Genomic DNA, 24,507 nt, shown 5'->3' with positions numbered 1-24,507 from the left:
CTGAAATAATCTTAATTCTCTTTAGTGGTGTCTATTATTGTTTTTTTAGCTTCTGTTTTTGGAGTAGTTACCGTTTTAGGAACTACAATCTTAGCTTTTAAAACAGAATCTTTTGGTGTAGACTCAATTGCGCTAGCCTCGTTCATTCCGCCTAGTTTAGCATATTCAGCCGCTAAACTTTTATTTAAAACACGAACTTCCAAATCAGTTCTTGTGATTTTCTTTCTTAGATATTTTTCGATCATCAAACTGGCAATCGGTCCCGCAACAGTTGCTCCAAAACCTCCATTTTCAATCATAACCGCAATTGCAATTTTCGGATTGTCTTTTGGTGCAAAAGCAACAAAAATAGAGTGATCTTTAAGCTTTTCTCTTTTGCCGTTTATTTTGGCATAATTCTCAGCTGTTCCTGTTTTTCCGCAAATATCAATTCCGTTTACTCTAAGAGCGTAAGCGGTACCTTTGTTGTAAACATCAAATAACCCGCTGATAACCGGTGGAAAATATTTTTGATCAATAGTTGTGGTATGCCTTTCTGTAAATTTAGGATCAATTTTTCTGCCCTCAATCTTTTTAATGATATGAGGCGTATAATAATATCCCTGATTCGCAACCGTTGCCATCATATTTGCTAACTGAATAGGGGTCATTAAAACCTCTCCCTGTCCAATAGCATTTGACACAATAGTTGAGCTTCGCCATCCTCCGTTAGGATAAATTCTTTTATATGTTTTTGATGTTGGAATATTACCTTTTTTACCTGTTGGTAAATCATATCCCATAAATTGACCTAAACCAAAACTTTTTACGTGACCGCTCCAAACATCAACAGCTTTACCAGGATCTGAATATTTGTTAATCGTTAACATATAAGCCTGTCCAAAGTAAGTGTTGCAGGAATTATAAATACCATTATGCAATTGATGAGGTCCAAAACCGTGGCATTTCATAAAACGTCCGCCGCCATAACTAAATCCATGATGACACATAAAAGTAGTCTGTTCGTTGATAACACCTTCTTGCAGCGCCACTAAACCTGTTAGAATTTTAAACGGAGAACCCGGAGGATACTCGGCTAAAAGTCCGCGGTCATATAAAGGTTTTGCGATAGAATCATGATATAACAGGGTATAGTTTTTAGATCTTTGTCTTCCAACCAAAATACCGGGATCATAAGAAGGAGCTGTAACTAATGCTAATATTTCACCAGATTTTGGTTCAATAGCAACAATTCCGCCTCGTTTGTTAATCATTAACTCTTCTCCGTACTTTTGAAGTTCAGCATCAATACTTAAATTGATATCTTCTCCGGCAACGGCAATAGTATCGTATTTTCCTTCTTTGTAGGCACCAATTTCTCGGTTGTATTTATCTTTTTGAATGTATTTTACACCTTTAATTCCGCGCAAAATATCTTCGTAACTTTCTTCAACACCTTGTTTTCCAATTAAATCTCCACTATTGTAATATGGATTTTTGGCAATCAGTTTTTCGTTTACCTGTGTGATAAACCCAAATATATTGGCACCATAATCTACTTCGTAATCGCGAAGAGAACGCTTTTGAAAATAGAAACCTTCATACTTTCTGATTTTCTCCTGAAAAGCAGCAAATTCGGTTTTGTTTAATTGAGATAAAAATACAGATGGAAGCCTAGGGCTGTAAACTTTGGCCTTTGCAATTCTTTTTTCGTAATCTTCTCGTGTAATATTTAAAAGGGCACAGAATTCAGCAACATTAAGGTTTTCTTTAATATCTCTTGGAATTACCATGATATCATAAGAAGCCTGATTGGCAACTAATAGTTTACCATTTCTATCATAAATATAGCCGCGTTCCGGATAGTCATAGACTTTCTTAATCGCATTATTTTCTGATTTCAATTTGAATGAATCATCTACAATTTGCAGATAAAATATCCGAATCACTAGCAAAGATGCTGCAATAATAATTAAAGAGGGCAGCAGAACTTTTCTCATCGTTTATTGGGCTTAATAATGTAAATTATTATAATTGAAGTGATTATTGTAAAAATTGAGCTAAATAGTGTTCGCAGTAAAATGTCGAATATAAACTTAAACTCAAAAGCAGTTAATGTAAATAGAACAATATGATGTAATAAAACAGAAACTAATATAAATGAAAACCGTTCTGGGGTTAAAGATTCGTTCAGTTTAATAGTTTGGTATTCATAGCTTAATCCGAACGAAAACTTAAAAATATACGGTCGATAGTAAGCAAGAATAACACAAGCAGTAGCGTGAATTCCGCCAGAATTACAAAACATATCCATTACTAATCCCAATAAAAAGCTGGAAATAATTAACCCTGCTCTGTTACTGTTTACCGGATATAAAATAATGTATAGAATATATGGAAAAGGACTTATGTATCCTAGAAAATTCATATTGTTAAAAATAACAACCTGAATTGCCAGCAACATAATAAATCGAAAAATATTTACTAACAAAGCGCTACTCATTTTTTTCCTTGCTTTTGTTTTCTAGATTAATAAGTTCTTCTCTGTCTTTACTCTTGATAATATATACGTGGCCTAAGTTTGTCATATCGTTAAAAAGTTTAACTTTTATAACATAAAAACTTGAGTTTTCTTTTTTGTATATATTTTCAACAGTACCAATATTGATTCCTTCCGGGAAAATAACAGATTGTCCTCCGGTAACGATAGTATCTCCTTTTCTTACAGAGGCTAATCTTGGAACATCTTCAAGCTGAACAAATCCAGTACTTTTTCCGTCCCACGTTAAAGAACCAAAGTGATTTGTCTTTTTTAGTTTAGCATTTATCTGTGATTTCATATTCAAAATACTCACTACAGTTGAGTAATTTGTTGAAGTATTGTCGATAACTCCAATAATTCCTAAGCTGTTGATAACACCCATATCTTGTTTAACTCCTTCTTTACTTCCAGAGTTAAGTGTAATATAGTTTTCGTGCGTATTGTAAGAGTTGTGAATTACTTTTGAAACGATAATATCAGCAGGTTTAACTCCTTTAATGCTATCTGGTAATGGTGCTTTTGTTGTGTCTTCTTTATTGAATAAAAGACTTTTTAACCTTGCGTTTTCAAGTACAAGTTCGTCGTTTTCAGTTCTTAAATTCAAATATTCGTTTACATGATTGATTCTTTCATAAACACCTCCGCTCAAAAAATTTGCGGAACTGATTACTCTGCTTCTGTGGTACGAGTGCGATTGAATTGTGAGAGTCAACGAAATACCTAAAAGCAGCAAAAACAGCAATCGATTACTGTTTCTTATAATGAAATTAAAAATTTGCTGCATTTCGTGTCTGGTTATTTTGTTTCAGGTATGCTTTAGGGTTTCAAATTTTATTAAGGTCAAATATTAGAAATTTGACCCTAATAAAAGTATATTGATTGTTATTTTTGAATCTTATTTGATTAAGATACTTTTAAATTTTGCGATATTTTTAAGCGCCATTCCTGTACCGCGAACAACTGCTCTTAACGGATCTTCAGCAATGTAAACTGGTAAATCTGTTTTTTGAGAAATACGTTTGTCAAGACCTCTTAACATAGATCCTCCACCAGCTAAATAAATACCAGTGTTGTAAATATCGGCAGCTAACTCAGGAGGAGTTTGAGATAATGTTTCCATTACGGCATCCTCAATACGCTGAATAGATTTATCTAATGCTTTTGCAATTTCACGGTAAGAAACATCAACTTGTTTTGGTTTCCCTGTAAGTAAGTCTCTACCCTGAACTGACATATCTTCTGGCGGTCCGTCTAAATCTTCGATAGCCGCTCCAATTTGAATTTTAATTTTTTCAGCAGTACTTTCTCCAACAAATAAGTTGTGCTGTGTACGCATGTAATAAACGATATCGTTTGTGAAAACGTCCCCTGCAATTTTTACAGATTTGTCGCAAACAATTCCGCCTAATGCGATAACTGCAATTTCTGTTGTACCACCCCCAATATCAACAATCATGTTTCCTTTTGGCTGCATGATATCGATACCAATACCAATTGCGGCTGCCATAGGCTCGTGAATCAAATAAACTTCTTTTCCGTTTACTCTTTCACAAGATTCTTTTACCGCTCTCATCTCCACCTCAGTAATACCAGAAGGAATACAAACTACCATGCGTAATGCAGGAGTAAACATTCTCTTTTTTAATGCAGGAATACTTTTAATGAACATATTGATCATTTTTTCCGAAGCATCAAAATCGGCAATTACACCATCTTTCAAAGGCCTTATGGTCTTGATGTTTTCATGCGTTTTACCTTGCATCATGTTGGCTTCCTTACCAACAGCAATGATTTTGCCTGATATTCTATCACGTGCAACGATTGACGGACTATCAATAACAACTTTATCATTATGAATGATTAAAGTGTTTGCGGTACCAAGGTCTATCGCAATATCCTCGGTCATGAAATCAAAAAATCCCATAAGTTTTTTAGGGGTTTAAAATGTTATAAAATAATTTATCGAACAAAGTTAAACAAATTAATGTTTAAAATGACGTGTTCCTGTAAATACCATTGCAAGATTATTTTCATTGCAATAATTTATGCTTAATTCATCTTTTATCGAACCTCCCGGCTGAATTACTGCGGTTATTCCTGCTTTTTTAGCTAATTCTACACAATCCGGAAATGGGAAAAATGCATCACTTGCCATTGAAGCTCCAGTTAAATCAAATCCAAAAGCTTTTGCTTTGTCAACTGCTTGGACTAAAGCATCAACTCTTGAGGTCTGACCTGTACCAGATGAAATTAATGTTCCGTTTTTTGCAAAAACAATGGTATTTGATTTTGTATTCTTGCAAATTTTTGATGCAAAGATCAAATCTTCGATCTCCTGAGCAGTAGGTTCTGTTATTGTAACGGTTTTTAAATGCTCTTTATTATCTGTAATATTATTTCTGTCCTGAATTAACAAACCATTAAGACAAGTTCTTACTTGACGAGATGGTAATTCAACTTCATTTTGAACTAAAATAATTCTATTTTTCTTTTCTTGTAAAACAGTAATTGCTTCATCATCATAACTTGGAGCAATTACAACTTCGCAGAATAATTTATTGATTTCCTGTGCTGTAGCTAAGTCAATTTTAGTATTTGAAATCAAAACACCTCCAAAAGCAGATGTAGGATCACAAGCCAAAGCCGCTAAATAAGCTTCGCTGATTGTTTTTCTTGAAGCTAAACCACAAGCATTGTTATGTTTTAAAATAGCAAATGTTGGTCCGTCAGTTTTAAATTCAGCAATTAAATTAACTGCAGCGTCAACATCTAATAAGTTGTTGTAAGATAACTCTTTTCCGTGAACTTTTTTGAACATAGCATCAAAATCTCCAAAGAAAAATCCTTTTTGATGTGGATTTTCACCATATCTTAAAACTTGTCCGTTATCAATACTTTCTTTGTAGATCGTTTCATCTGTGTTGAAATAGTTAAAAATAGCGCCATCATAGTGAGAAGAAACGTGGAACGCTTTAGTAGCTAACAATCTTCTGTTTTCAAGAGTTGTTGAACCATTTTGTTCCGTAATCAAATCTAAAAGCAAGCTGTATTCGTTAACAGAAGCAACAATTACAGTGTCTTTGAAGTTTTTTGCACCGGCACGGATTAAAGAAATTCCGCCAATGTCAATTTTTTCAATAATATCTTGTTCGCTTGCACCAGAAGCAACTGTTTTTTCAAAAGGATACAAATCAACAATTACTAAATCAATCTGAGGAATATCAAATTCTTTCATTTGCTGAACATCACTTTCATTATCCTGACGATTTAAAATTCCGCCAAAAATTTTAGGATGTAAAGTTTTTACCCTTCCGCCAAGAATTTCAGGAAAAGAAGTAATGTCTTCAACTGGAACTACCGGAATACCAAGGTTTTTAATGAAATCTTCTGTTCCTCCTGTAGAGTAAAGTGTTACGTTTTGTTCGTGTAATTTTCTAACGATTGGTTCTAATCCATCTTTCGAAAAAACAGATATTAACGCTGATTGTATTTTTTTAGTTGTGCTCATTGTGTAGTTATGATTTTCAGACTGCAAAAGTAGTTTTTTATATATTATTTTAAAAGAAATTAATGTAACATTCTCTTAAAAAAATCTACTGATGAGTAAGTTAACTTTTATTAGGTTTTTGTTTTTAAATTATTGAATTTTACTTTATTGAAAAATACTATTATATGCTTCTTTATCTAAGATTGTTAAAAGAAAGTCTCAGCTTTGCAATAAACGCTTTACGAAATAATAAACTGCGTACTTTATTATCATTGTTAGGTGTTACAATTGGTATATTTTCAATAATTGCCGTTCTGGCTGCTGTTGATTCATTAGACAAAAAAATCACCAAAGATTTGAGTAGCTTAGATAAAAATACGATTTATTTAATGAAATTCAACTTCGGGCCTTCTGAAATTCCACAATGGAAGAGAGAACAGTTTCCAAATGTAAAATATGATGAATACATAGGTTTGAAAAATTCAATGAATAATACAGACCAAGTAGGTTATCAGCTTTTTGTAAATCATGAAACTTTAAAATACGATTCGAAAACAGTTGCTGATGTCAATATAGTTCCATCTTCATTTGAAATGGTAGATATCGACGGGTTGAGTTTTGATAAAGGAAGATTTTACAATGAATCTGAATCAAATTCGGGAACTGCTGTTATTGTTTTAGGATATGAAATTGCCCAAGGTCTTTTTGGAAATATGGATCCAATAGGAAAAAATATTCGTCTTTACGGACAGCGTTTTATCGTTATTGGTGTAATGGCCAAGCAAGGTGCCGGTTTTTTTGGAGACAGTAATGATACATCAGTTTATTTGCCGGCAAACTTTTTACGCCGAATGTATGGTGACAGCGACGCGATGACTCCGGTTATTGTTTTAAAACCAACAAAAGGTGTCGATATGGATGCTTACAAAGCAGAAGTCGCACAAAAGCTAAGAGCAATTCGTGGAATGAAAGCAGGAGAAATGGATAATTTCTTTATAAATGTACTTTCTGGTTTTACTGATTTCATCGACGGAATTTTAGGTCAAATGAATGTTGTTGGATGGATTATCAGCGGTTTTTCTCTTTTAGTAGGCGGTTTTGGGATTGCTAATATTATGTTCGTTTCTGTAAAAGAAAGAACGAATTTAATTGGAATTCAAAAATCTTTAGGGGCGAAGAATCGTTTTATATTATTTCAGTTTTTATTTGAAGCCATAATTCTTTCTGTTATTGGCGGAATTATTGGTTTACTGATGGTTTGGGGAATTGCCGTTATTTTGACAAAAGCCCTGGATTTTGATTTTGTTTTAAGCATTGGAAATATTCTTTTAGGAACAGGATTAGCTGCGCTTATTGGATTGATTTCGGGAATACTTCCGGCAATTTCTGCTGCAAATTTAGATCCTGTTGAAGCGATTAGAACCGGGATGTAAAATATTGTTTTTTGTTTCTATATGATTTTTGAAGATTAGAATCAGTTAGGTTTTTCTCAATAAACAATTTAAATCACTAAACGAATGAGCTTTATTTTAAAACATGTTGATACCGTTGAATCTATTTCTAGGAGTGATTTTAAAAAGAACTATTTAGATAAAAGGAAACCCTTAATTATAAAAGGACTAACAAAAGACTGGCCTGCAAGAGATAAATGGTCAACGGATTATTTTAAGCAGATTGCAGGAGATATTGAAGTAAAGTTGGTTGACAACTCTAAAGCAGATCCAGCCAAAATAATTAATGCTTCAATCGCCAGTATGAAATTTGGCGATTATCTCGATTTAATAAAAAGAGAGCCAACACAGCTGCGTATTTTTTTCTTCAATCTTTTCAAACACAGACCCGAATTAGTTAATGATGTAAAAGTACCCAAAGAATTAATGGGTGGTTTTATAGAAAGCATGCCTGCCATGTTTTTTGGAGGCTCAGAAGCTATCACATTTTTACATTATGATATCGATTTACCGCATCTTTTTCATACTCATTTTGGAGGCCGAAAACATATTATACTATTTGATAACAGGTGGAAAAAAAGACTTTATTGCGTTCCAAATACCACCTACGCTTTAGAAGATTATGATGTTGCCAATCCCGATTTTGAAAAATTCCCTGCCCTAAAAGGTATTGAAGGTTACGAAGTTTTTCTCGAACATGGAGATACTTTATTTATGCCAACAGGAATGTGGCACTGGATGCGCTATATTGATGGTTCATTTTCCTTAAGTCTTCGCGCTTGGGATTCATCCATTACTCGGAAAATGGCCAGCGTTTGGAGTTTATTTATGCACGGAGCAGTTGATAGTGCGGTGAAAATAGTTTTTAGAGAACGTTATGCAAAATGGCGTGAAAAACTAGCTTTTAAAATTGCTGAGAAAGAATTGAAAAAGGATTTGAAAAAAGCGAGCTAATTTAGTTTTTTACCGGAAGCTTGATTTTAGTTCGATCCCATTTGATTGAATCAGGATAATAGTAAATATGTTTGTTGGCATTGTTTTTATATTTTAAAACAGTATCTTCTTCTTGAGTAGTTCTTCGGATAATATAAGTGCCGATATTTTTCTTGTTTAAAAACTCAAAAAAGGAAGTGTTTTTTATAGTGTCTTTTTGAGAAGCAATAATTAAAATTGGTCTGTTTTTTTCTTTAGTCAATATGTTTTCAGAAAGAAAATCAGTTAAGTTTTTTTGAGGGATTCTAACAATGTCTTTCGGTTCTAAACCTAAAAATGTGGAAGAGTATCATTTTTACTACCATAACTGCAAAGTCCTATAAAGTATTCTTTCTGATAAAAGTAAAGATTGCCATTTTCATCAATAATCAATTGATGTTCACTATAAAAACCTTTTCTCGGGAATGCAACAAAATCGCTTCTGTTTTTCTTTAAAGAATCGATGTAATTTTGAAGTTTTTTATCTTCATACGAAATGATGTAATCTTTACTTTTTATATCCTTATTTTCTTTTTTCTTTTCACAATTCAAAAAGAGAATACATAAAATAAAACCAATTAGAATTCTTGTCATGCCGATAGGATTTCAAATAAAGATATAAAAAATCCCAAGAAATTGTTTCTTGGGATTTTTTATGTAGAATTCAATAGGTTTTTGGAAACCTTATTTATCTTTTAATAATTTTTCTAAGTACTCAACTTTTTCTTTTTCAGCGTGAAGCATACGCTCATAAAGTTCAATTACTTTATCTAGCGGATTGAATGTGCAATGAGTTGGATTGAACATTCCATTTATTCCAGTACTGGTGCTGTTGTCATAAAAACTATTAAAATAATTAATCATATTTTCTTCGGTAAAGTTTTTTATTGCTTCAACACTAACGCCAAGTGCTTTTGCTACTTCTGCAAGTTTTGTATCTTCTATAGTTTCGCTGTTTTCTATTGCAGAAACAGTTTGTTGTGATATTCCTAAAGCTTGAGCGAGAGCTTCCTGCTTCATATCTTTAAGTTCACGAATACGGCTTATTTTTCGTCCTATATGATTTGGTTTTGTTGCTGTGCTCATTGTTCAAAGATATTTATAATGCTTTAATAAAAATTGGTTTTGGTAAAAAACAAGTCTGTTTCTGTAAGATACATTTTTTAATAGTTCGCTTGGGATAAAACTATTATTGCAAAACAAAAATACAATTTTTCAGACAAGTATTAATTAGTTGAGATTAAAATCGCAAGTCAGGAAAATTCCGTAGGAATTAAATATCGGTAGCAACGAAATTAAACGGTACATTTAGATGTTCCGTAGGAACTGTATATGTTATTTAGGTTTTTTTACAAATTTGACAAATTCGGGAAATTTAATTTTTGTTTTATCCCATTTTATGTGTTCCGAGGGATAATAAGATTCGTTACCTCTCTTATATTTTAAAACAGTATCTTCTTCTTGAGTTGTTCTTCTGATGGCAATAAAATCTCGATCTCTTTTGAAATAATTTAAAGATTTAAATAAATCAAAAAACATCTTCGATTTCAATGTATCAGATTCTGATGCAATAAAAGTTGCATTTCGAAAGTTGTCTTTATAATTCAATTTTATAAATTCATAGAGATTTTTATTTGAAATTTGAATTAAATCTTTGGGTTGTAAATTTATAAAATAAGGAATCGTATCAGCATTTGGTGTTCCGCATATAAATCCTATTCCTTTATTTTGAAAGTAGTATGCTGTAGAATCAGTATTGATAATAAATGTATTTGTTCCGTACACTAGCCAGCCGGGAATAGGAGGGGTTGGAGGAATGGTATCATTGCCAGTAATTTTTCCTTTACTTTCTTTAGAAATTATATACGGAATATTTTTTTCTATATCTTGTTTCTTACTGCAATTTAAAAGAAGAAAACAAATCATAAAACCAACAAAAATTCTAGCCATAAAGAATGAGATTTGAATTAAATATATAAAAAAATCCCATCAGCCGAAGCGAATGGGATTTTATATGTTTTAGAAGTTCGAAAACTATCTAATATCATTATTCTGAATCAAATCGATATATAAATTGATCTTATCTTTTAATTCTTTTCTAGGCGTGATAAAGTCTAGGAAACCGTGCTCTAAAAGAAACTCAGCAGTTTGGAAACCTTCTGGTAAATCTTTTCCTGTAGTATCACGAACAACACGAGGACCAGCAAAACCAATCAAAGCGCCCGGCTCAGAGATATTGATATCTCCTAACATTGCGTAAGATGCAGTTGTTCCACCCGTTGTTGGGTCTGTACAAAGAGAGATATAAGGTAATTTAGCTTCTGCTAATTGAGCTAGTTTTACAGAAGTTTTTGCTAATTGCATTAAAGAATAAGCAGCTTCCATCATACGAGCTCCACCAGATTTAGAAATCATAACAAAAGGCAGTTTGTTTTTGATCGCGTGATCAATACCTCTTGCAATTTTTTCACCTACAACAGCTCCCATAGATCCGCCAATAAAGGCAAAATCCATACAGCAAATTACAAGTTCTCTTCCTTTAGATTTTCCTACTCCCGTACGTACAGCGTCTTTAAGATGAGTTTTTTCCATTACATCTTTTAATCTTTCTGCATATTTTTTTGTATCCACAAAATGCAGAGGATCTTTTGATGTCATGTTTTTATCTAACTCAACAAATTCGTTGTTGTCGAATAAAATTTCAAAATAGGTTGCGCTTCCAATTCGAACGTGAAAATCATCTTCAGGGCTTACGAATAAGTTTCTTGCTAATTCGTCTGCATCAATAATTTTTCCTGTTGGAGATTTGTACCACAATCCTTTCGGAACGTCCATCTTATCTTCTGTCGCGGTCGTAATCCCTTTTTCCTGTCTTTTAAACCAAGCCATTTTTTAAAATTTAAGATTTAAGATTTTAGACTTTAGATTTTAGATTCCAAAAAAGAAATCTAAAATCTAAAATCAGATATCTAAAATTATAGTGTATTCACATTGTTTAAATCTGCAAAAGCTTGTTCAAGTCTTGCGTTGAATGTCACTTCGCTTTCACGAACCCATCTTCTTGGATCGTAATATTTTTTGTTTGGAGCATCAGCACCTTCTGGGTTACCAATTTGTGATTTTAAATAGTCAAGATTTTTAACCATATAATCACGGATTCCTTCAGTGTATGCAAACTGTAAATCTGTATCAATGTTCATTTTGATAACTCCGTAGCTAATTCCTTCTCTGATTTCTTCAAGTGTAGAACCTGAACCTCCGTGGAAAACGAAATCAACTGGATTGTGTCCTGTGTTGAATTTATTTTGAACGAAATCCTGAGAATTTTTTAAGATTTTTGGAGTTAATTTTACGTTTCCTGGTTTGTAAACACCGTGAACGTTTCCAAAAGCAGCAGCAATTGTAAATTTAGGACTTACTTTAGATAATTCTTCGTAAGCATAAGCTACTTCTTCTGGCTGAGTGTATAATTTTGAGCTGTCTACGTCTGAGTTGTCAACACCATCTTCTTCACCACCTGTAATACCAAGTTCGATTTCTAATGTCATTCCCATTTTGCTCATTCTAGCCAAATATTCTTTACAGATTTCAATGTTCTCTTCGATTGGCTCCTCAGACAAATCGATCATGTGAGAACTAAATAATGGTTTTCCTGTTTCTGCAAAATGTTTTTCAGAAGCATCTAATAAACCATCAATCCAAGGTAATAATTTTTTTGCACAGTGGTCAGTATGTAAAATTACAGTTGCTCCGTAAGCCTCTGCCAAAGTGTGAATATGTTTTGCTCCGGCGATACCACCAGCGATAGCTGCTTTTTCACCTGCGTTAGATAAACCTTTTCCAGCGTTAAATTGTGCTCCTCCGTTTGAAAATTGAATGATAACTGGCGCATTTAGTTTTGCTGCAGTTTCAAGAACTCCATTGATTGTGCTTGACCCAGTTACGTTAACTGCTGGTAAAGCAAAACCTTTTTCTTTTGCATAATTAAAAATCTCCTGAACCTGATCTCCTGTAGCTACTCCTGGTTTAATGTTGTGTGCCATTGTAATTTTTTTTATAGTTGTTTTTAGTTTTTAGGTTGCAAAAATAAGAATTAATTAGCATTAGAAAGGATAATTTATTCCAAAATTTAAAACCGAGTGCCCAAAATTGTATTCTTTAAACCATCTGTCGCCCTCGTCATGCGCCGGATTATAGGTCTTGAAGCCTAAATCTAAACGAATAACAAAAAAGCTTAAATCGTATCGTAAACCAAATCCTGAACCTAAAGCAATTTCATCTAAATCGTTTAAGTTGTTAAATCTTGCCTTGTCGTCAATCACATTATCGAACACATTCCAGATATTTCCGGCGTCTGCGAAGAGTGCGCCTTTAACATCTCCAAAAATCTTAAAACGAAATTCAGCGCTTAAGGCAATTTTCATATTGGCCTCGTTAAAATCGTTTAAAGCATTTGTACTTCCGGGACCAAGAGAGTAGGGCTGCCATGCGCGATTATCATTTGATCCTCCAGAATAATAACTTCGTGAGAACGGAATATAATTTGAATTTCCAAACGGAACAGCTATTCCAAAAAAGCTTCGAACCGCCAAAACTTTTTCTTTCCCGAAATCCCAGTGTTTGATATAATCAAATTCGGTTTTTAAGTATTCAGAATATTCTAAATTAAAAATCGAATAATTTCCATTTGCATTTTTTTCCAATTTTGCAATGCTTGAAATGGCAGATAATAAGGTTCCTGCAGATTCTATTTTGGTTTTAAACTGATAAAAAGTATTATCGGCAAGATCTTTTTTTGTTGTTTTCGTAAAGGTATAACTTGTGGCAAGAATAAAATCATTTTCGGTCAAACGAACTCTTCTTTCTTCAATACTTTCTACATCTTTATATTGAGGGTCTCCAGGTTTTAATGCAGTTTGACCTGTTAATACCTCATTTGTAAAATTTGTAGTTCCGGTTGGGATCGTTAGATTTTTTTGAGCTTGTTGCTCTGCTTCTTCTCCCCAGTTGGTAGGAACAGTATTATAATCCTTACCAATACCATTTAATTCATCATAAGATGAAGTATAAACATTAAAGTAATTGTTCGGATTTAAATTTCGAACATATTGAGCGTTTAATAACTCCAGTTTAGCAGTATTGTATCTTTTAGGCGACCAGTTATACGAGATTCCTCCGGTAAAATTTTCCTTATCTAAACCAATGTTTTGCTGTTTCGAAAAACCCGATGTAATCGAAGTGTAAGGAATCATCCTCTTCGGAATAATTTTCTCTGTTCCGAAAGGAAGTAAAATCCTTGGAAAATTAAGCTTTAAGTCAAGTCCGTATTCCGAAACATTGAAAAAGTTATTGTTTGGATTCGCCATGTCTTTTGAAGAACCAATATTAGCTCTTGCCGAAATTTCTAATGTTTCAGCTCTGTTGAATACATTTCGAATAGTTTGAGAAATACTCGCTCCAATACCAAAATCCTGAATATTAGAGTGTGTTACATCTAAAGTTGCACCAAAACTGTATTTTTTCCTCGGCGTTAAATACACATTTGCAATTAAAGACTGTGCAGTCGAATCGCGTTTGTCTACTTCATATTGTATAGAAGGATAATTGAAAATTTTAAGATTGTTCAAATATCTGGAAGAAAGCGTTGTTCTTGTGTCAGAATAAGTGCTTCCTTTATTAATAAAGATTGCATCTGTTATGGCACGAGGTTTATACTTTAGTTTTTTATAACTGTATAAATTAAAGTTGTTGTACGTTGTACTGTCGTTGATTTTACTTTTTGAATTGGCAGGAGAGTAATCAGTATAAATGTTTACATCGCTGATTTTGTATAGTTTAAATGGCTCTGTTCTGCTTGAATCTCTTTCCTGAATGTTGTTGTTGTTGATGATTAAAGTTACATCTGCCTTGTTTTTTTTGCCAATTGTATCAATATCAAAAGTTACATATGTTGGCTGAAAAAAGTAAGCACCGTGATTTCTGTAATAAGTTGTAATACGGTTTTTTTCTTCCTCAAAATCAGTAGTTTTATATTGATTTCCCGATTTTAAAAACGAAGGTTCAGTATTTGTTTTATATAAGGAATCAAGTGCAGGAGTAAGGATTTTAGTTCTAATTGTATCCAAAATATAACCCGGTCCTGTGGTAATATTATAATTTACCTGTGCTTTTTTTCGGGCAATACTGTCAATAGTATAATCTGTTGAAACATTAAAATATCCATTGTTGAAATAGTAGAATTTTAAACGCTGCAAAGATTTTTTAGTTCTGGCAGTGTCAATAATTACAGGCGGTTCTCCAGTATTTTTTAAAAACTCGTGAATACCTTTGTATAAAAAAGACTGACCAAGTCTGTCAACTTGTTTGGCCGATAATAGTTTTGCCTGACGTTCGTATAATCCGGGATTATTTTTGAATTTTGCCTGATAAGTCGAATCCGGATTTAAGTTCGCCAGATTGTATAAGTTTAAACGCAGTTTGTATCCTAATAAAGTACCGTTTGGTTTTTGGTACAATTGATTAGACGCGTTTTCATCGTTTGTATTTTTACCGTTTACAACAATATTATTTTTTACGAGAAGATTTTTTCCATCCGGAACTCTTTTTACAGCATTACAAGCGCAAATAAGTATTGCTATTAGAATAAATGCTGTTATTTTTGTGGAATTATTTTTCAAGTGTTTTTTAATATTTAATTCAAAAGTACATTTATTTTATGGTTAGTAAAAACCAAATAAAGCTTATATCAGGCCTGCATCAAAAAAAACAACGTTTTGCAAATCAATTGTTTTTTGCCGAAGGAGTAAAGGTAATTCAGGAATTGTTGCAATCCAATTTTGAATTAGAGCATTTATACACGACGTTAAATGATTTTGAAGAAGTTCAAACTACAAAACTAACTCTTATTAATGAACAAGAACTGAAAAAAATAAGTGCTTTAACAACTCCAAATTCTTGTTTGGCAGTTTTTAAAATGCCTGTAGAAAATCAAATTATAAATTCTGGTTTAATCCTGGCGTTAGACGATATTCGTGATCCCGGAAATTTAGGGACCATAATGCGTCTTTGCGACTGGTTTGGAATCAAACAAATTGTCTGCTCAAAAGAAACAGTCGATATTTATAATCCAAAAGTGGTTCAGGCCACAATGGGATCAATTGCCAGAGTAAACGTAAATTATGTTGATCTAAAAACTTTTATAAGTCAAACAAAACTTCCTGTTTTTGGAACTTTTATGGATGGTAACAATATTTATCAATCTGATTTACCACAAAACGGAATCATTATTATGGGTAATGAAGCCAATGGTATTTCGGCAGAAATTGAAAAAATAGTGACCAGCCGACTTACAATTCCAAGATTTGGAGAGCTGCAAAAAACCGAAAGTTTAAATGTAGCTACAGCAACAGCAATTATTTTAAGTGAATTTAAACGAAATAGTTAAGATTTTGTTTTAATGAAATGTGAAATTTATTAAAATAGCTCTCGATTTCATCGAATCTATATTATCCGTATAAGGACTTACCGGATGTTCTGGAGTTACATTATCACGAATTAACTCGTCAGTAATACCAAACATACCTCTAATAGAAGGAGAGAAGATGAAATATTCTGTAAAGAAATCAATTCCAAAACCTAGTTCGTAAGCAGCTGTCCATTGTTTAACCCTGAATTTACCTTCAAAGTTATCATCTACAGAACTTGAGTTACTTGATAAGTTTAAAGTCGTTGACATTCCTCCTACTAAATAAGGACGAATGTTTCCGGTTCTTAAAGAGGAGAACTTTAATAATAACGGAAAGTGAATGTAAGTACTGTTTACTTCTCGTAAATAATCTTTTTCTAAGTTTCCAACTCCAGGGTAATATAAATCTCTTTTTGTGTAGTATAAACCTGGTTCAAAACGCAAGTTAATATATTCCTGCAGTCTTAAATCGGCAACAACACCCACATTAAAACCAGTTGTTTTTTTTACCTGAATATCTTTTTGAACTACATCTTTGTAATCAAATTTAAAATCAAAACTATTAAAGCCTAAATAATAACCGAAATAGACACGTTGTTTCTGCCAGTTTTCAAGGTTAATAATAGGATCTTTACTAAACATACTTTTAGCAAATTGAGAATATCCTTTTGTCGTTAAGACTAATAAAAATACGATTACAATTTTTTTCATACTATTTTTTAGATGCTGAATAAATGGTTGCTACACCAAAAGTTTGCGGCATTGCTACAACATCTATAAACCCAGTTTTTCTCAAAATATTGTTTAATGCTTCGCCATAAGGAAAAGCCGCAGCAGATTCAGATAAATAACCGTAAGCTGAATTGTCTTTTGAAAACAATTTTCCAATAAGTGGAAGTATATTTTTGCTGTAAAATTTATATCCTTGTTTGTATGGAGTTTTATCCGGAACAGAAGTTTCCAGAATTACAAAAACGCCGTTTGGTTTTAAAACGCGTAAAATTTCGGCAAAACCTTTTTCTAAATGTTCAAAATTACGTACACCAAAACCTACTGTAATCGCATCAAAATAATTATCCTCAAAAGGAATATTTTCAGAATCGCCTAAAACTAAATCTATAACATTAGAAAGCTTTTTTTCTTCGACTTTCTTTTTTCCAACTTCAAGCATTCCGGCCGAAATGTCAAGACCAATAATTTTTTCTGCATTAGTTTTTGCCATTAAAATAGCCAGATCTCCGGTTCCGGTAGCGATATCAAGGATAACTTTTGGTTTAGAATCAGAAACTATTTTCAATACTTTTTTTCTCCATTTAGTATCAATACCAAATGAAATTACGCGGTTCAAATTATCATAGTTCCCAGAGATGTTATCAAACATTTGGGCAACCTGCTCTTTCTTACCTAAAGAAGAGTCTTTATATGGAGTTATTTTCTCAGACATTATTATAATTTACGCAAATATAAACAATCTAGTTTAACTGTAATTGAGTTTTTTAAATTGTCAATTAAATGTTTTAGAGGATGCATTAAATCATTTTTGAGGACTTGCTCAAGCATCACCAAAAGTGGGTATTTTTAAAAAATCACCAAAAGTGGGTATTGTGTCCGGCTGATTTTATACCCAACTTTGTCAAAGTAAAAATGATGAAATTTTAATGATTGATAGTTTCACATTGACTTAATCAGATGGCCGCTTTTTTTGCACTGGCAGTCATTTGTTCAAGTGGTAGTTTTTAAAGTGTTGTTCTTGGGGGAATACTATTTTAAAAAGTGCGAAGTACGTTCTTAGGATTAAATTTGTTTTTGGAAATTTTAATTTTCTTGCCTTTAATATCTTAGTGGTATTTGTTATTAAAGGCGCTTTTGAGACTTGTTCTCAATTAACATTAAATGTTATTCATTTATTTCAAATGTCTTTTTTCCATTTGAGATTTTTTACAAAAACTATTTCTTGAGCAAGTCAAGACTAAAAGTCAATCATTTTTAAAAAACATCCTCCAAAAGAGGGTGTTTTTTTATTTATTTTCGAATGTAAGTTTCATAAGTATAATCATAAAGATGTTTTTCATCTTTAAAATTTTCTTCAGATTCTACTAACTGCCATTCACTCTTACTGATTTTAGGAAAAAAAGTATCGGCATCAAAAGTGTGGTGTACTTTAGTAATTTCAATTATATCCGTAAAAGGTAAAGCCAAATTGTAGATTTCTCCACCGCCAATGATATACGAATCTTCCTCTTCAGGGCACAATGCTATGGCTTTTTCAATGCTGTCTACAACAATGCATCCTTCGGGATTATAATCTGTTTGGCGGGTTATAACAATATGTGTGCGGTTTGGTAAAGGTTTAGGGAAACTTTCAAAAGTTTTTCTTCCCATAATAATATGGTGATTAGTTGTCAGTGATTTAAATCTTTTAAAATCATTAGGTAAATGCCAGACTAAATCATTGTTTTTTCCCAGAGCATTATTTTCGGCAACAGCCGCTATCATTATAATCATGTTGTGTTTTAACTAAATTTTATTCTCGGTGTCTTCGTTTATTTTCGATTCTAATTGGCTGATTCTCTTTTGCTGTAAAGCAACAAGTCGGTCAATTTGCTCTCTTTCCCATTTTTTATTCATAAAACGATCTGTTATATAGACTTTTATAAAATGTAAAATAAAGATAAAGAGCCAGATCGTGATACCCCAAATACACCAGTTTTGAGTTGTTCCTTCGCCAAAACCAAAAAATTTATTAGCAATAAATAAAAATAAACTTCCCAGCAGGAAAAGAACAAAATGAAAATATAAGATTTTTTTTTGTCTTAATCGCCTTCTGGCATACTCATATTGTTCGTGCGCTTCTTTTTCCATAAGATAAAAATGAGATTATAAAGTTAAAATTTATTTTCAAAAAACTACATATTTTGACCCCAGAATATTTCCTGCGAAATCTGCCGTGAATTAGAAATGTGAAAAATATCGTACATAAAATTACATATCTAATTAAAATAATATACTGTTTTTGTCATAATCATAAATCGATTACAGTGCTATCGAATGTTCAGGTGAATTTATGTAATTTTATTGTAGAAATCTAAAAACTAAATAGTTATGTCTTTGAAGAAACAATTTATTAAAACGAAGCCAGTTGTTAAAGTTACATTTTCAATAGATGCCAAAGATGCTGATTCGGCAGCAGTAGTTGGAGATTTTAATAACTGGAATGTAGAAGAAGGAACATTAAGCAAGTTGAAAAACGGAACTTTTAAAGCTACTTATGATCTGGTTAAAGACGCGATTTACGAATTTAAATACGTAATCGACGGTATTTATGTGAATGACCCTGAAGCAGATTTTTACAAATGGAATGATTACGCCGGAAGTGAAAATGGTGTTTTAGTGGTATAAAAAAATCCGCTTGAATTTTCAGCGGATTTTTTTATAATTATACAGCAACACTTCCTTTTATGGCAGGATGCGGATCATAATCTAAAAGTGTAAAATCATTAAAATCAAAATCAAAAATGTTTTTAATCTCCGGATTTAAAATCATTTTTGGTAATGGTTTTGGTTCACGGGTTAATTGCAATTCCAATTGCTCAAAATGATTGTTATAAATGTGTGCGTCACCAAAAGTGTGAATAAATTCACCTGGCTCTAAGTCGCAAACCTGTGCAATCATCATAGTAAATAAAGCGTAAGAAGCAATATTAAAAGGAACTCCCAAAAAGATATCGGCACTACGCTGATATAATTGGCAGGATAATTTTCCTTTCGTTTCTCCTTTTTCTAAATCTGGAGCCGCTACATAAAATTGAAAAAAGGCGTGACAAGGAGGTAAAGCCGCTTTGTTGTTGGCTACATTTTCTTCAAATGATTTTTTAGTATCCGGTAAAACAGAAGGATTCCATGCAGAAACCAGCATTCTACGGCTGTTTGGATTTGTTTTTAGTTCTGTAATTAATTCAGAAATCTGATCGATTTCTTCACTGTTCCAGTTTCTCCATTGATGTCCGTAAACAGGGCCTAAATCACCATTAGAATCTGCCCATTCATCCCAGATTTTTACTCCGTTTTCCTGAAGGTACTTTATGTTTGTATCGCCTTTTAAAAACCAAAGCAATTCGTAAATAATCGATTTTAAATGTAATTTTTTGGTTGTAACCATTGGGAAACCTTCACTTAAATTAAAACGCATTTGGTAACCAAAAACACTTTTTGTTCCGGTTCCGGTACGATCTCCTTTTTGATTGCCGTTTTCTAAAACGTGCTTTACTAAATCTAAGTATTGTTTCATTGTTGCTTTATGCTTTATGCTTTATGCTGTAGGCTTTGAGCTTTTGCCTGCCGCTTACAGTTTGATCTTTAATCTCTTTTTGCTCAATATTCCAGGCTTATTGCTTAAAGCTTATAGCCTAATGCCTAACGTTTCGAGATTTCGTCTCTGATTTTTGCTGCTTTTTCGTAATCTTCCTGAGAAACAGCCTGATCTAAAAGTTCGTTTAGTTCTTGCAAACTGTGTTTTGCGTAAACGTCTCCGGATTGATTTGTTTCTTCTTCGTGGCCAAAAGTTTCAGGATTAGAAAGTACATCGTCAATTTCCTGTGAACCCTGATCAGAATCTGAAGTGTTTGATTTTAGATAAATTCCGGCTTTGTCTAAAATGTTTTTATAAGTAAAAATTGGAGCGTTGAAACGCAAAGCCAAAGCGATTGCATCAGAAGTTCTGGCATCGATAATTTCTTCGATTTTATCTCTTTCGCAGATTAAACTCGAGTAAAAAACACCGTCAACTAATTTGTGAATGATAACTTGTTTAACAACAATGTCAAATCTTTCAGCAAAATTTTTAAATAAATCGTGTGTTAACGGACGTGGTGGTTTTATTTCTTTTTCTAAGGCAATAGCGATCGATTGGGCTTCAAAAGCACCAATAACGATAGGTAATTTTCTTTCACCATCAACTTCATTCAAAATTAAGGCATAAGCGCCATTTTGAGTTTGACTGTATGAAATTCCTTTTATAGATAATTTAACTAGACTCATATATGTTTGTAAAAAAGGCACTTAGCGCCTCATTTTTATGATTTTTTGATTAGAAAATAAAAGTGCAATTTTAATCAAAAAATATGGAACAAAAAAGCTGCCTATAAACAAAGATACAATATCTTGTTTTTAGGCAGCTATATTTTTTAAGAGAATTTTTAATTAAGAATGTTGTGCTTTAAAAGCTTTTAATTTCTCTGTTAATTTAGGAACAATTTCAAAAGCGTCGCCAACAATACCATAATCAGCAACTTTAAAGAAAGGAGCTTCTGGGTCATTATTGATTACTACTTTTACTTTTGAAGAGTTAATACCCGCAATATGCTGAATAGCTCCAGAAATACCTACTGCAATATATAAGTTAGTTGCAACTGGTTTTCCTGTTTGTCCAACGTGCTCGCTGTGAGGTCTCCATCCTAAATCAGAAACTGGTTTAGAACACGCAGTTGCAGCGCCTAAAACAGCAGCAAGATCTTCAATTAATCCCCAGTTTTCCGGACCTTTCAATCCACGTCCGCCAGAAACTACGATATCAGCATCAGCGATAGAAACTTTTCCAGTTACTTTTTCTACAGATTCTACTTTTACTCCAAAGTCATTGTCTCCAATTGTTGGATTAAAATCTTCTTCAGAAGCAGATCCTGCACTTTCGAAAATTCCGTAAGAGTTTTTAGCTAAACCAAGAACTTTTACATCTGTAGAAATTTCTGTGATATTGAAAGCTTTGTTTGAAAAAGCATTTCTTTTTACCTGAAAAGGTGAAGTGCTAATTGGTAATCCAACAACATTTGAAGCAAAACCAGCATTTAAAGCCACTGCAACTAATGATGAAAGGTAAATACTGTCTGTAGTAGAAGAAAGTAAAACTACTTTTGTTCCTTCTTTTTCAGCAGCTTGTTTAATTACATCGGCGTAAGCCTTAGCAGTAAAACCAGCTAATTTATCGTTGTTTACTTTTAGAACTTTATCAACTCCGTATTTAGACAATTCGCTTACGTCGCTAATGTTTACAGTTAAAGCTGTAACAGTTGTACCTAAAGATTCAGCTACTTTTTTTGCGTAAGAAGCTAATTCGAAAGCTACTTTTTTAAATTTTCCTTCTGCAGATTCTGCATATATTAATATTGACATAATAATTTTAGATTTTAGATTTTAGATTTCAGATTTTAGAAAATTGAAATCTAAAAAGATTATTGATTTTAGATTTTGAAGTGAATCAAATGTTGATTTTAGATTTAGTATTGCGATCCGCAATCTAAAATCTAAACTCTACAATCTTAAATCACTTTAGCCTCGTTGTGTAATAAATTAACTAACTCATCTAAATTATCTGCAGAAATTAATTTTACTGCTGATTTTGGAGCTGGTTTTTCAAATTTCACCGCTTTTGTATTTACAGGAGCATCAACTGGCTCAAGAATAGTTAAAGCTTTAGTTCTTGCAGTCATGATTCCTCTCATGTTTGGGATACGTAAATCTTTTTCTTCAACGAGACCTTTTTGACCGCCAATAATTAAAGGAAGCGTAGTGCTTACAGTTTCTTTTCCACCGTCGATTTCACGAACCGCTTTTACATTGTTTCCATCAACAGTAAGAGATGTACAAGAATTTAAAAAGTTAGAACCTAAAATTCCGGCAATCATTCCAGGAACCATTCCACCATTATAATCAAGAGATTCTTTTCCTGCAATTACAAGATCGTATCCGCCATTTTTAATTACTTCAGCTAATTGTTTTGCAACAAAAAATCCATCAGTTGGATTTGCATTTATACGAATTGCTTCATTTGCACCAATTGCCAATGCTTTACGCAATGTTGGTTCAGTATCAGGGCCTCCAACGTTTACAACTGTTACATTTGCACCTTGCTGCTCTTGGAACCAGATAGCACGTGTAAGTCCAAACTCATCATTAGGATTAATTACATATTGTACACCATTGGTATCAAATTCTGAATCACCATTGGAGAAGTTAATTTTTGAAGTAGTATCAGGCACATGGCTGATGCAAACTAATATTTTCATAAAGTATATATTTTGAATTTGTAATATGCTTTTACAAATTTAGAATTTAATTTGGAATAATTATACTATGCATGCATAATATTTTTTAAAACTATTACGATTTCGAAGATTGTGTGTTTTGAAGTGGTTTTCATCGGAATCTTAAAATGAAAAAGCATTCATTTTGCCTGATTGTTAGGAATTTTGCAATTTTTGAAGATTAAACAATGGTTAAAGTTTAGGGCGATAAATACTAAATTTTGAATTTCCCCGTTCTTATGAAAGAATTTCGGAGAAACAGGAATTAAACAAATAGATTAAAGTTTGTCAAAAAAATAGATTTGGCAGATTAAGTGTGAGCTACACGTCTATTATATCGATTTCGTAAATATCACAATAATCTTTAAAAAGTTAAAAGCTAAAGAGAGAAAGAACTTCATGCGATTTTAAATTCAATTTATGCTTTTAAGTTATTTAAAATATTTATTTTTGCTCTTCAGAAAATTCAACATACAATATAAAATATGAGAACAATACAATTTAGAGAGGCCATTTGTGAAGCGATGAGCGAAGAAATGCGTCACGATGAATCCATATATTTAATGGGCGAAGAAGTTGCAGAATATAACGGAGCATACAAAGCTTCAAAAGGAATGCTTGCTGAGTTTGGTGAAAAAAGAGTAATCGATACTCCAATCGCTGAGCTTGGTTTTACAGGAATTGCAGTAGGTTCTGCAATGAATGGTAACAGACCGATTGTAGAATATATGACTTTCAACTTCTGTTTAGTTGGTATTGATCAAATTATAAATAATGCTGCTAAAATGCGTCAAATGACTGGTGGACAATTTAATGTGCCAATCGTTTTCCGCGGACCAACTGCTTCTGCAGGTCAATTAGGAGCAACTCACTCACAAGCTTTAGAAAACTGGTTTGCAAACACTCCGGGTCTTAAAGTTGTTGTGCCTTCAACTCCTTATGATGCAAAAGGACTTTTAAAATCTGCAATTCGTGATAATGATCCTGTAATTTTTATGGAATCTGAGCAAATGTATGGTGACAAAGGTGAAGTGCCAGACGGAGAATACACAATTCCATTAGGAGTTGCTGATGTTAAACGTGAAGGAAAAGATGTAACTATCGTTTCTTTTGGAAAAATCATCAAAGAAGCTTTTATCGCTGCTGATGAATTAGCTAAAGAAGGAATTTCTTGTGAGATTATCGACTTAAGAACAGTTCGTCCTATGGATAAAGATGCTATTCTTAAATCTGTTAAAAAAACAAACCGTTTAGTAATTCTTGAAGAAGCCTGGCCATTTGCAAGTATTTCTTCTGAAATCACTTATATCGTTCAGGAGCAAGCTTTTGATTTCCTTGATGCGCCAATTCAACGTATTACAACTGCAGATACTCCTGCGCCTTACTCTCCAGTATTATTAAAAGACTGGTTGCCAAATGCAGGTGATGTAGTAAAAGCAGTTAAAAAAGTGTTATACAAATAGTACACATTTAGAATACTCATAAAACTTCATCATTCATGTTAATTGATGAAGTTTTTTTTTGCCCAGACA

General features: G+C 32.8%; 25 protein-coding genes. 5 read left to right on the top strand and 20 right to left on the bottom strand.

What is annotated here, in order from left to right; genetic code table 11:
* Positions 1 to 11: 11 nt before the first annotated feature.
* The 5 genes from mrdA to purH form a co-directional block, all read right to left on the bottom strand.
* Entirely contained in the window at positions 12 to 1,979 is a 1,968-nt protein-coding gene (mrdA, locus tag APR43_RS08130) for a penicillin-binding protein 2 (RefSeq protein ID WP_053470053.1), read from the bottom strand.
* Complete coding sequence (locus APR43_RS08125; protein WP_053470054.1) at positions 1,976 to 2,482, bottom strand: hypothetical protein; 507 nt, start codon at positions 2,480 to 2,482, stop codon at positions 1,976 to 1,978. The genes mrdA and APR43_RS08125 overlap by 4 nt, the downstream gene beginning before the upstream one ends.
* Positions 2,475 to 3,305, bottom strand: a complete 831-nt coding sequence (mreC, locus tag APR43_RS08120) for a rod shape-determining protein MreC (RefSeq protein WP_053470055.1) — start codon at positions 3,303 to 3,305, stop codon at positions 2,475 to 2,477. The genes APR43_RS08125 and mreC overlap by 8 nt, the downstream gene beginning before the upstream one ends.
* 111 nt (positions 3,306 to 3,416) lie before the next feature.
* Positions 3,417 to 4,445: a rod shape-determining protein gene (locus APR43_RS08115; RefSeq protein WP_007804822.1), complete on the bottom strand. Its 1,029-nt coding sequence runs from the start codon at positions 4,443 to 4,445 to the stop codon at positions 3,417 to 3,419.
* Positions 4,446 to 4,502: 57 nt separating this feature from the next.
* The gene (gene purH, locus APR43_RS08110; protein WP_053470056.1) at positions 4,503 to 6,029 is read right to left on the bottom strand and encodes a bifunctional phosphoribosylaminoimidazolecarboxamide formyltransferase/IMP cyclohydrolase; all 1,527 of its coding nucleotides are present in this window, start codon (positions 6,027 to 6,029) and stop codon (positions 4,503 to 4,505) included.
* A gap of 164 nt (positions 6,030 to 6,193) precedes the next feature.
* Between purH and APR43_RS08105 the strand changes: the two genes are divergently transcribed.
* Complete coding sequence (locus tag APR43_RS08105; RefSeq protein ID WP_053470057.1) at positions 6,194 to 7,441, top strand: ABC transporter permease; 1,248 nt, start codon at positions 6,194 to 6,196, stop codon at positions 7,439 to 7,441.
* An 84-nt stretch (positions 7,442 to 7,525) separates the two neighbouring features.
* Positions 7,526 to 8,413, top strand: coding sequence for a cupin-like domain-containing protein (locus APR43_RS08100; protein WP_053470058.1), 888 nt, complete (start codon positions 7,526 to 7,528; stop codon positions 8,411 to 8,413).
* Position 8,414: 1 nt separating this feature from the next.
* On the opposite strand, the gene APR43_RS08095 is transcribed toward APR43_RS08100, so the two are convergent.
* The 7 genes from APR43_RS08095 to APR43_RS08065 form a co-directional block, all read right to left on the bottom strand.
* Complete coding sequence (locus tag APR43_RS08095) at positions 8,415 to 8,654, bottom strand: hypothetical protein (RefSeq protein ID WP_053470059.1); 240 nt, start codon at positions 8,652 to 8,654, stop codon at positions 8,415 to 8,417.
* A gap of 68 nt (positions 8,655 to 8,722) precedes the next feature.
* Entirely contained in the window at positions 8,723 to 9,025 is a 303-nt protein-coding gene (locus tag APR43_RS08090) for a hypothetical protein (protein ID WP_053470060.1), read from the bottom strand.
* Between the two features lie 90 nt (positions 9,026 to 9,115).
* Positions 9,116 to 9,517, bottom strand: a complete 402-nt coding sequence (locus APR43_RS08085; RefSeq protein WP_053470061.1) for a helix-turn-helix transcriptional regulator — start codon at positions 9,515 to 9,517, stop codon at positions 9,116 to 9,118.
* Positions 9,518 to 9,766: 249 nt separating this feature from the next.
* Positions 9,767 to 10,381, bottom strand: coding sequence for a hypothetical protein (locus APR43_RS08080; protein ID WP_053470062.1), 615 nt, complete (start codon positions 10,379 to 10,381; stop codon positions 9,767 to 9,769).
* 84 nt (positions 10,382 to 10,465) lie between these two features.
* On the bottom strand, positions 10,466 to 11,320 hold the full coding sequence (accD, locus tag APR43_RS08075; protein ID WP_026728501.1) for an acetyl-CoA carboxylase, carboxyltransferase subunit beta: 855 nt from the start codon (positions 11,318 to 11,320) through the stop codon (positions 10,466 to 10,468).
* An 86-nt stretch (positions 11,321 to 11,406) separates the two neighbouring features.
* Entirely contained in the window at positions 11,407 to 12,474 is a 1,068-nt protein-coding gene (gene fbaA, locus APR43_RS08070; protein WP_035645669.1) for a class II fructose-bisphosphate aldolase, read from the bottom strand.
* Between the two features lie 60 nt (positions 12,475 to 12,534).
* On the bottom strand, positions 12,535 to 15,108 hold the full coding sequence (locus tag APR43_RS08065) for a BamA/TamA family outer membrane protein (RefSeq protein ID WP_082356339.1): 2,574 nt from the start codon (positions 15,106 to 15,108) through the stop codon (positions 12,535 to 12,537).
* A gap of 38 nt (positions 15,109 to 15,146) precedes the next feature.
* On the opposite strand from APR43_RS08065, the gene APR43_RS08060 reads away from it, so the two are divergent.
* Positions 15,147 to 15,875, top strand: a complete 729-nt coding sequence (locus APR43_RS08060) for a TrmH family RNA methyltransferase (protein ID WP_053470063.1) — start codon at positions 15,147 to 15,149, stop codon at positions 15,873 to 15,875.
* A gap of 9 nt (positions 15,876 to 15,884) precedes the next feature.
* Here APR43_RS08060 and APR43_RS08055 read toward each other — a convergent pair whose 3' ends face one another.
* The 4 genes from APR43_RS08055 to APR43_RS08040 all read right to left on the bottom strand — a co-directional run bounded on the left by APR43_RS08055 (position 15,885) and on the right by APR43_RS08040 (position 18,758).
* On the bottom strand, positions 15,885 to 16,607 hold the full coding sequence (locus tag APR43_RS08055; protein ID WP_053470064.1) for a porin family protein: 723 nt from the start codon (positions 16,605 to 16,607) through the stop codon (positions 15,885 to 15,887).
* A gap of 1 nt (position 16,608) precedes the next feature.
* Positions 16,609 to 17,340, bottom strand: a complete 732-nt coding sequence (gene ubiE / locus APR43_RS08050) for a bifunctional demethylmenaquinone methyltransferase/2-methoxy-6-polyprenyl-1,4-benzoquinol methylase UbiE (RefSeq protein ID WP_053470065.1) — start codon at positions 17,338 to 17,340, stop codon at positions 16,609 to 16,611.
* 578 nt (positions 17,341 to 17,918) lie between these two features.
* Positions 17,919 to 18,401: a dihydrofolate reductase gene (locus APR43_RS08045; RefSeq protein ID WP_053470066.1), complete on the bottom strand. Its 483-nt coding sequence runs from the start codon at positions 18,399 to 18,401 to the stop codon at positions 17,919 to 17,921.
* Positions 18,402 to 18,413: 12 nt separating this feature from the next.
* The gene (locus APR43_RS08040) at positions 18,414 to 18,758 is read right to left on the bottom strand and encodes a 2TM domain-containing protein (RefSeq protein WP_053470067.1); all 345 of its coding nucleotides are present in this window, start codon (positions 18,756 to 18,758) and stop codon (positions 18,414 to 18,416) included.
* Positions 18,759 to 18,998: 240 nt separating this feature from the next.
* Here APR43_RS08040 and APR43_RS08035 point away from each other — a divergent pair, with 240 nt between their 5' ends.
* Entirely contained in the window at positions 18,999 to 19,295 is a 297-nt protein-coding gene (locus APR43_RS08035) for an isoamylase early set domain-containing protein (protein ID WP_053470068.1), read from the top strand.
* A gap of 37 nt (positions 19,296 to 19,332) precedes the next feature.
* On the opposite strand, the gene APR43_RS08030 is transcribed toward APR43_RS08035, so the two are convergent.
* From APR43_RS08030 to APR43_RS08015, 4 genes are all read right to left on the bottom strand, one after another.
* Positions 19,333 to 20,184 (bottom strand): thymidylate synthase, encoded by an 852-nt coding sequence (locus APR43_RS08030; protein ID WP_053470069.1) that lies wholly within the window; start codon positions 20,182 to 20,184, stop codon positions 19,333 to 19,335.
* 125 nt (positions 20,185 to 20,309) lie between these two features.
* The gene (locus APR43_RS08025) at positions 20,310 to 20,933 is read right to left on the bottom strand and encodes a bifunctional nuclease family protein (RefSeq protein WP_053470070.1); all 624 of its coding nucleotides are present in this window, start codon (positions 20,931 to 20,933) and stop codon (positions 20,310 to 20,312) included.
* Positions 20,934 to 21,095: 162 nt separating this feature from the next.
* Positions 21,096 to 22,064 (bottom strand): electron transfer flavoprotein subunit alpha/FixB family protein, encoded by a 969-nt coding sequence (locus APR43_RS08020; RefSeq protein ID WP_053470071.1) that lies wholly within the window; start codon positions 22,062 to 22,064, stop codon positions 21,096 to 21,098.
* Between the two features lie 146 nt (positions 22,065 to 22,210).
* Positions 22,211 to 22,957 carry an electron transfer flavoprotein subunit beta/FixA family protein gene (locus APR43_RS08015; RefSeq protein WP_053470072.1) on the bottom strand — a complete coding sequence of 249 codons (747 nt, stop codon included), beginning with the start codon at positions 22,955 to 22,957 and terminating at the stop codon, positions 22,211 to 22,213.
* A gap of 503 nt (positions 22,958 to 23,460) precedes the next feature.
* Here APR43_RS08015 and APR43_RS08010 point away from each other — a divergent pair.
* Positions 23,461 to 24,438, top strand: coding sequence for a pyruvate dehydrogenase complex E1 component subunit beta (locus tag APR43_RS08010; protein ID WP_053470073.1), 978 nt, complete (start codon positions 23,461 to 23,463; stop codon positions 24,436 to 24,438).
* Positions 24,439 to 24,507: the final 69 nt, after the last annotated feature.

The sequence above is a fragment of the Flavobacterium sp. NLM genome (assembly GCF_002210235.1).
Lineage (GTDB): Bacteria > Bacteroidota > Bacteroidia > Flavobacteriales > Flavobacteriaceae > Flavobacterium > Flavobacterium panici.
The sequence above is the reverse complement of the archived record's forward strand: the minus strand, read 5'-3'. Positions and strand labels throughout refer to the sequence as shown.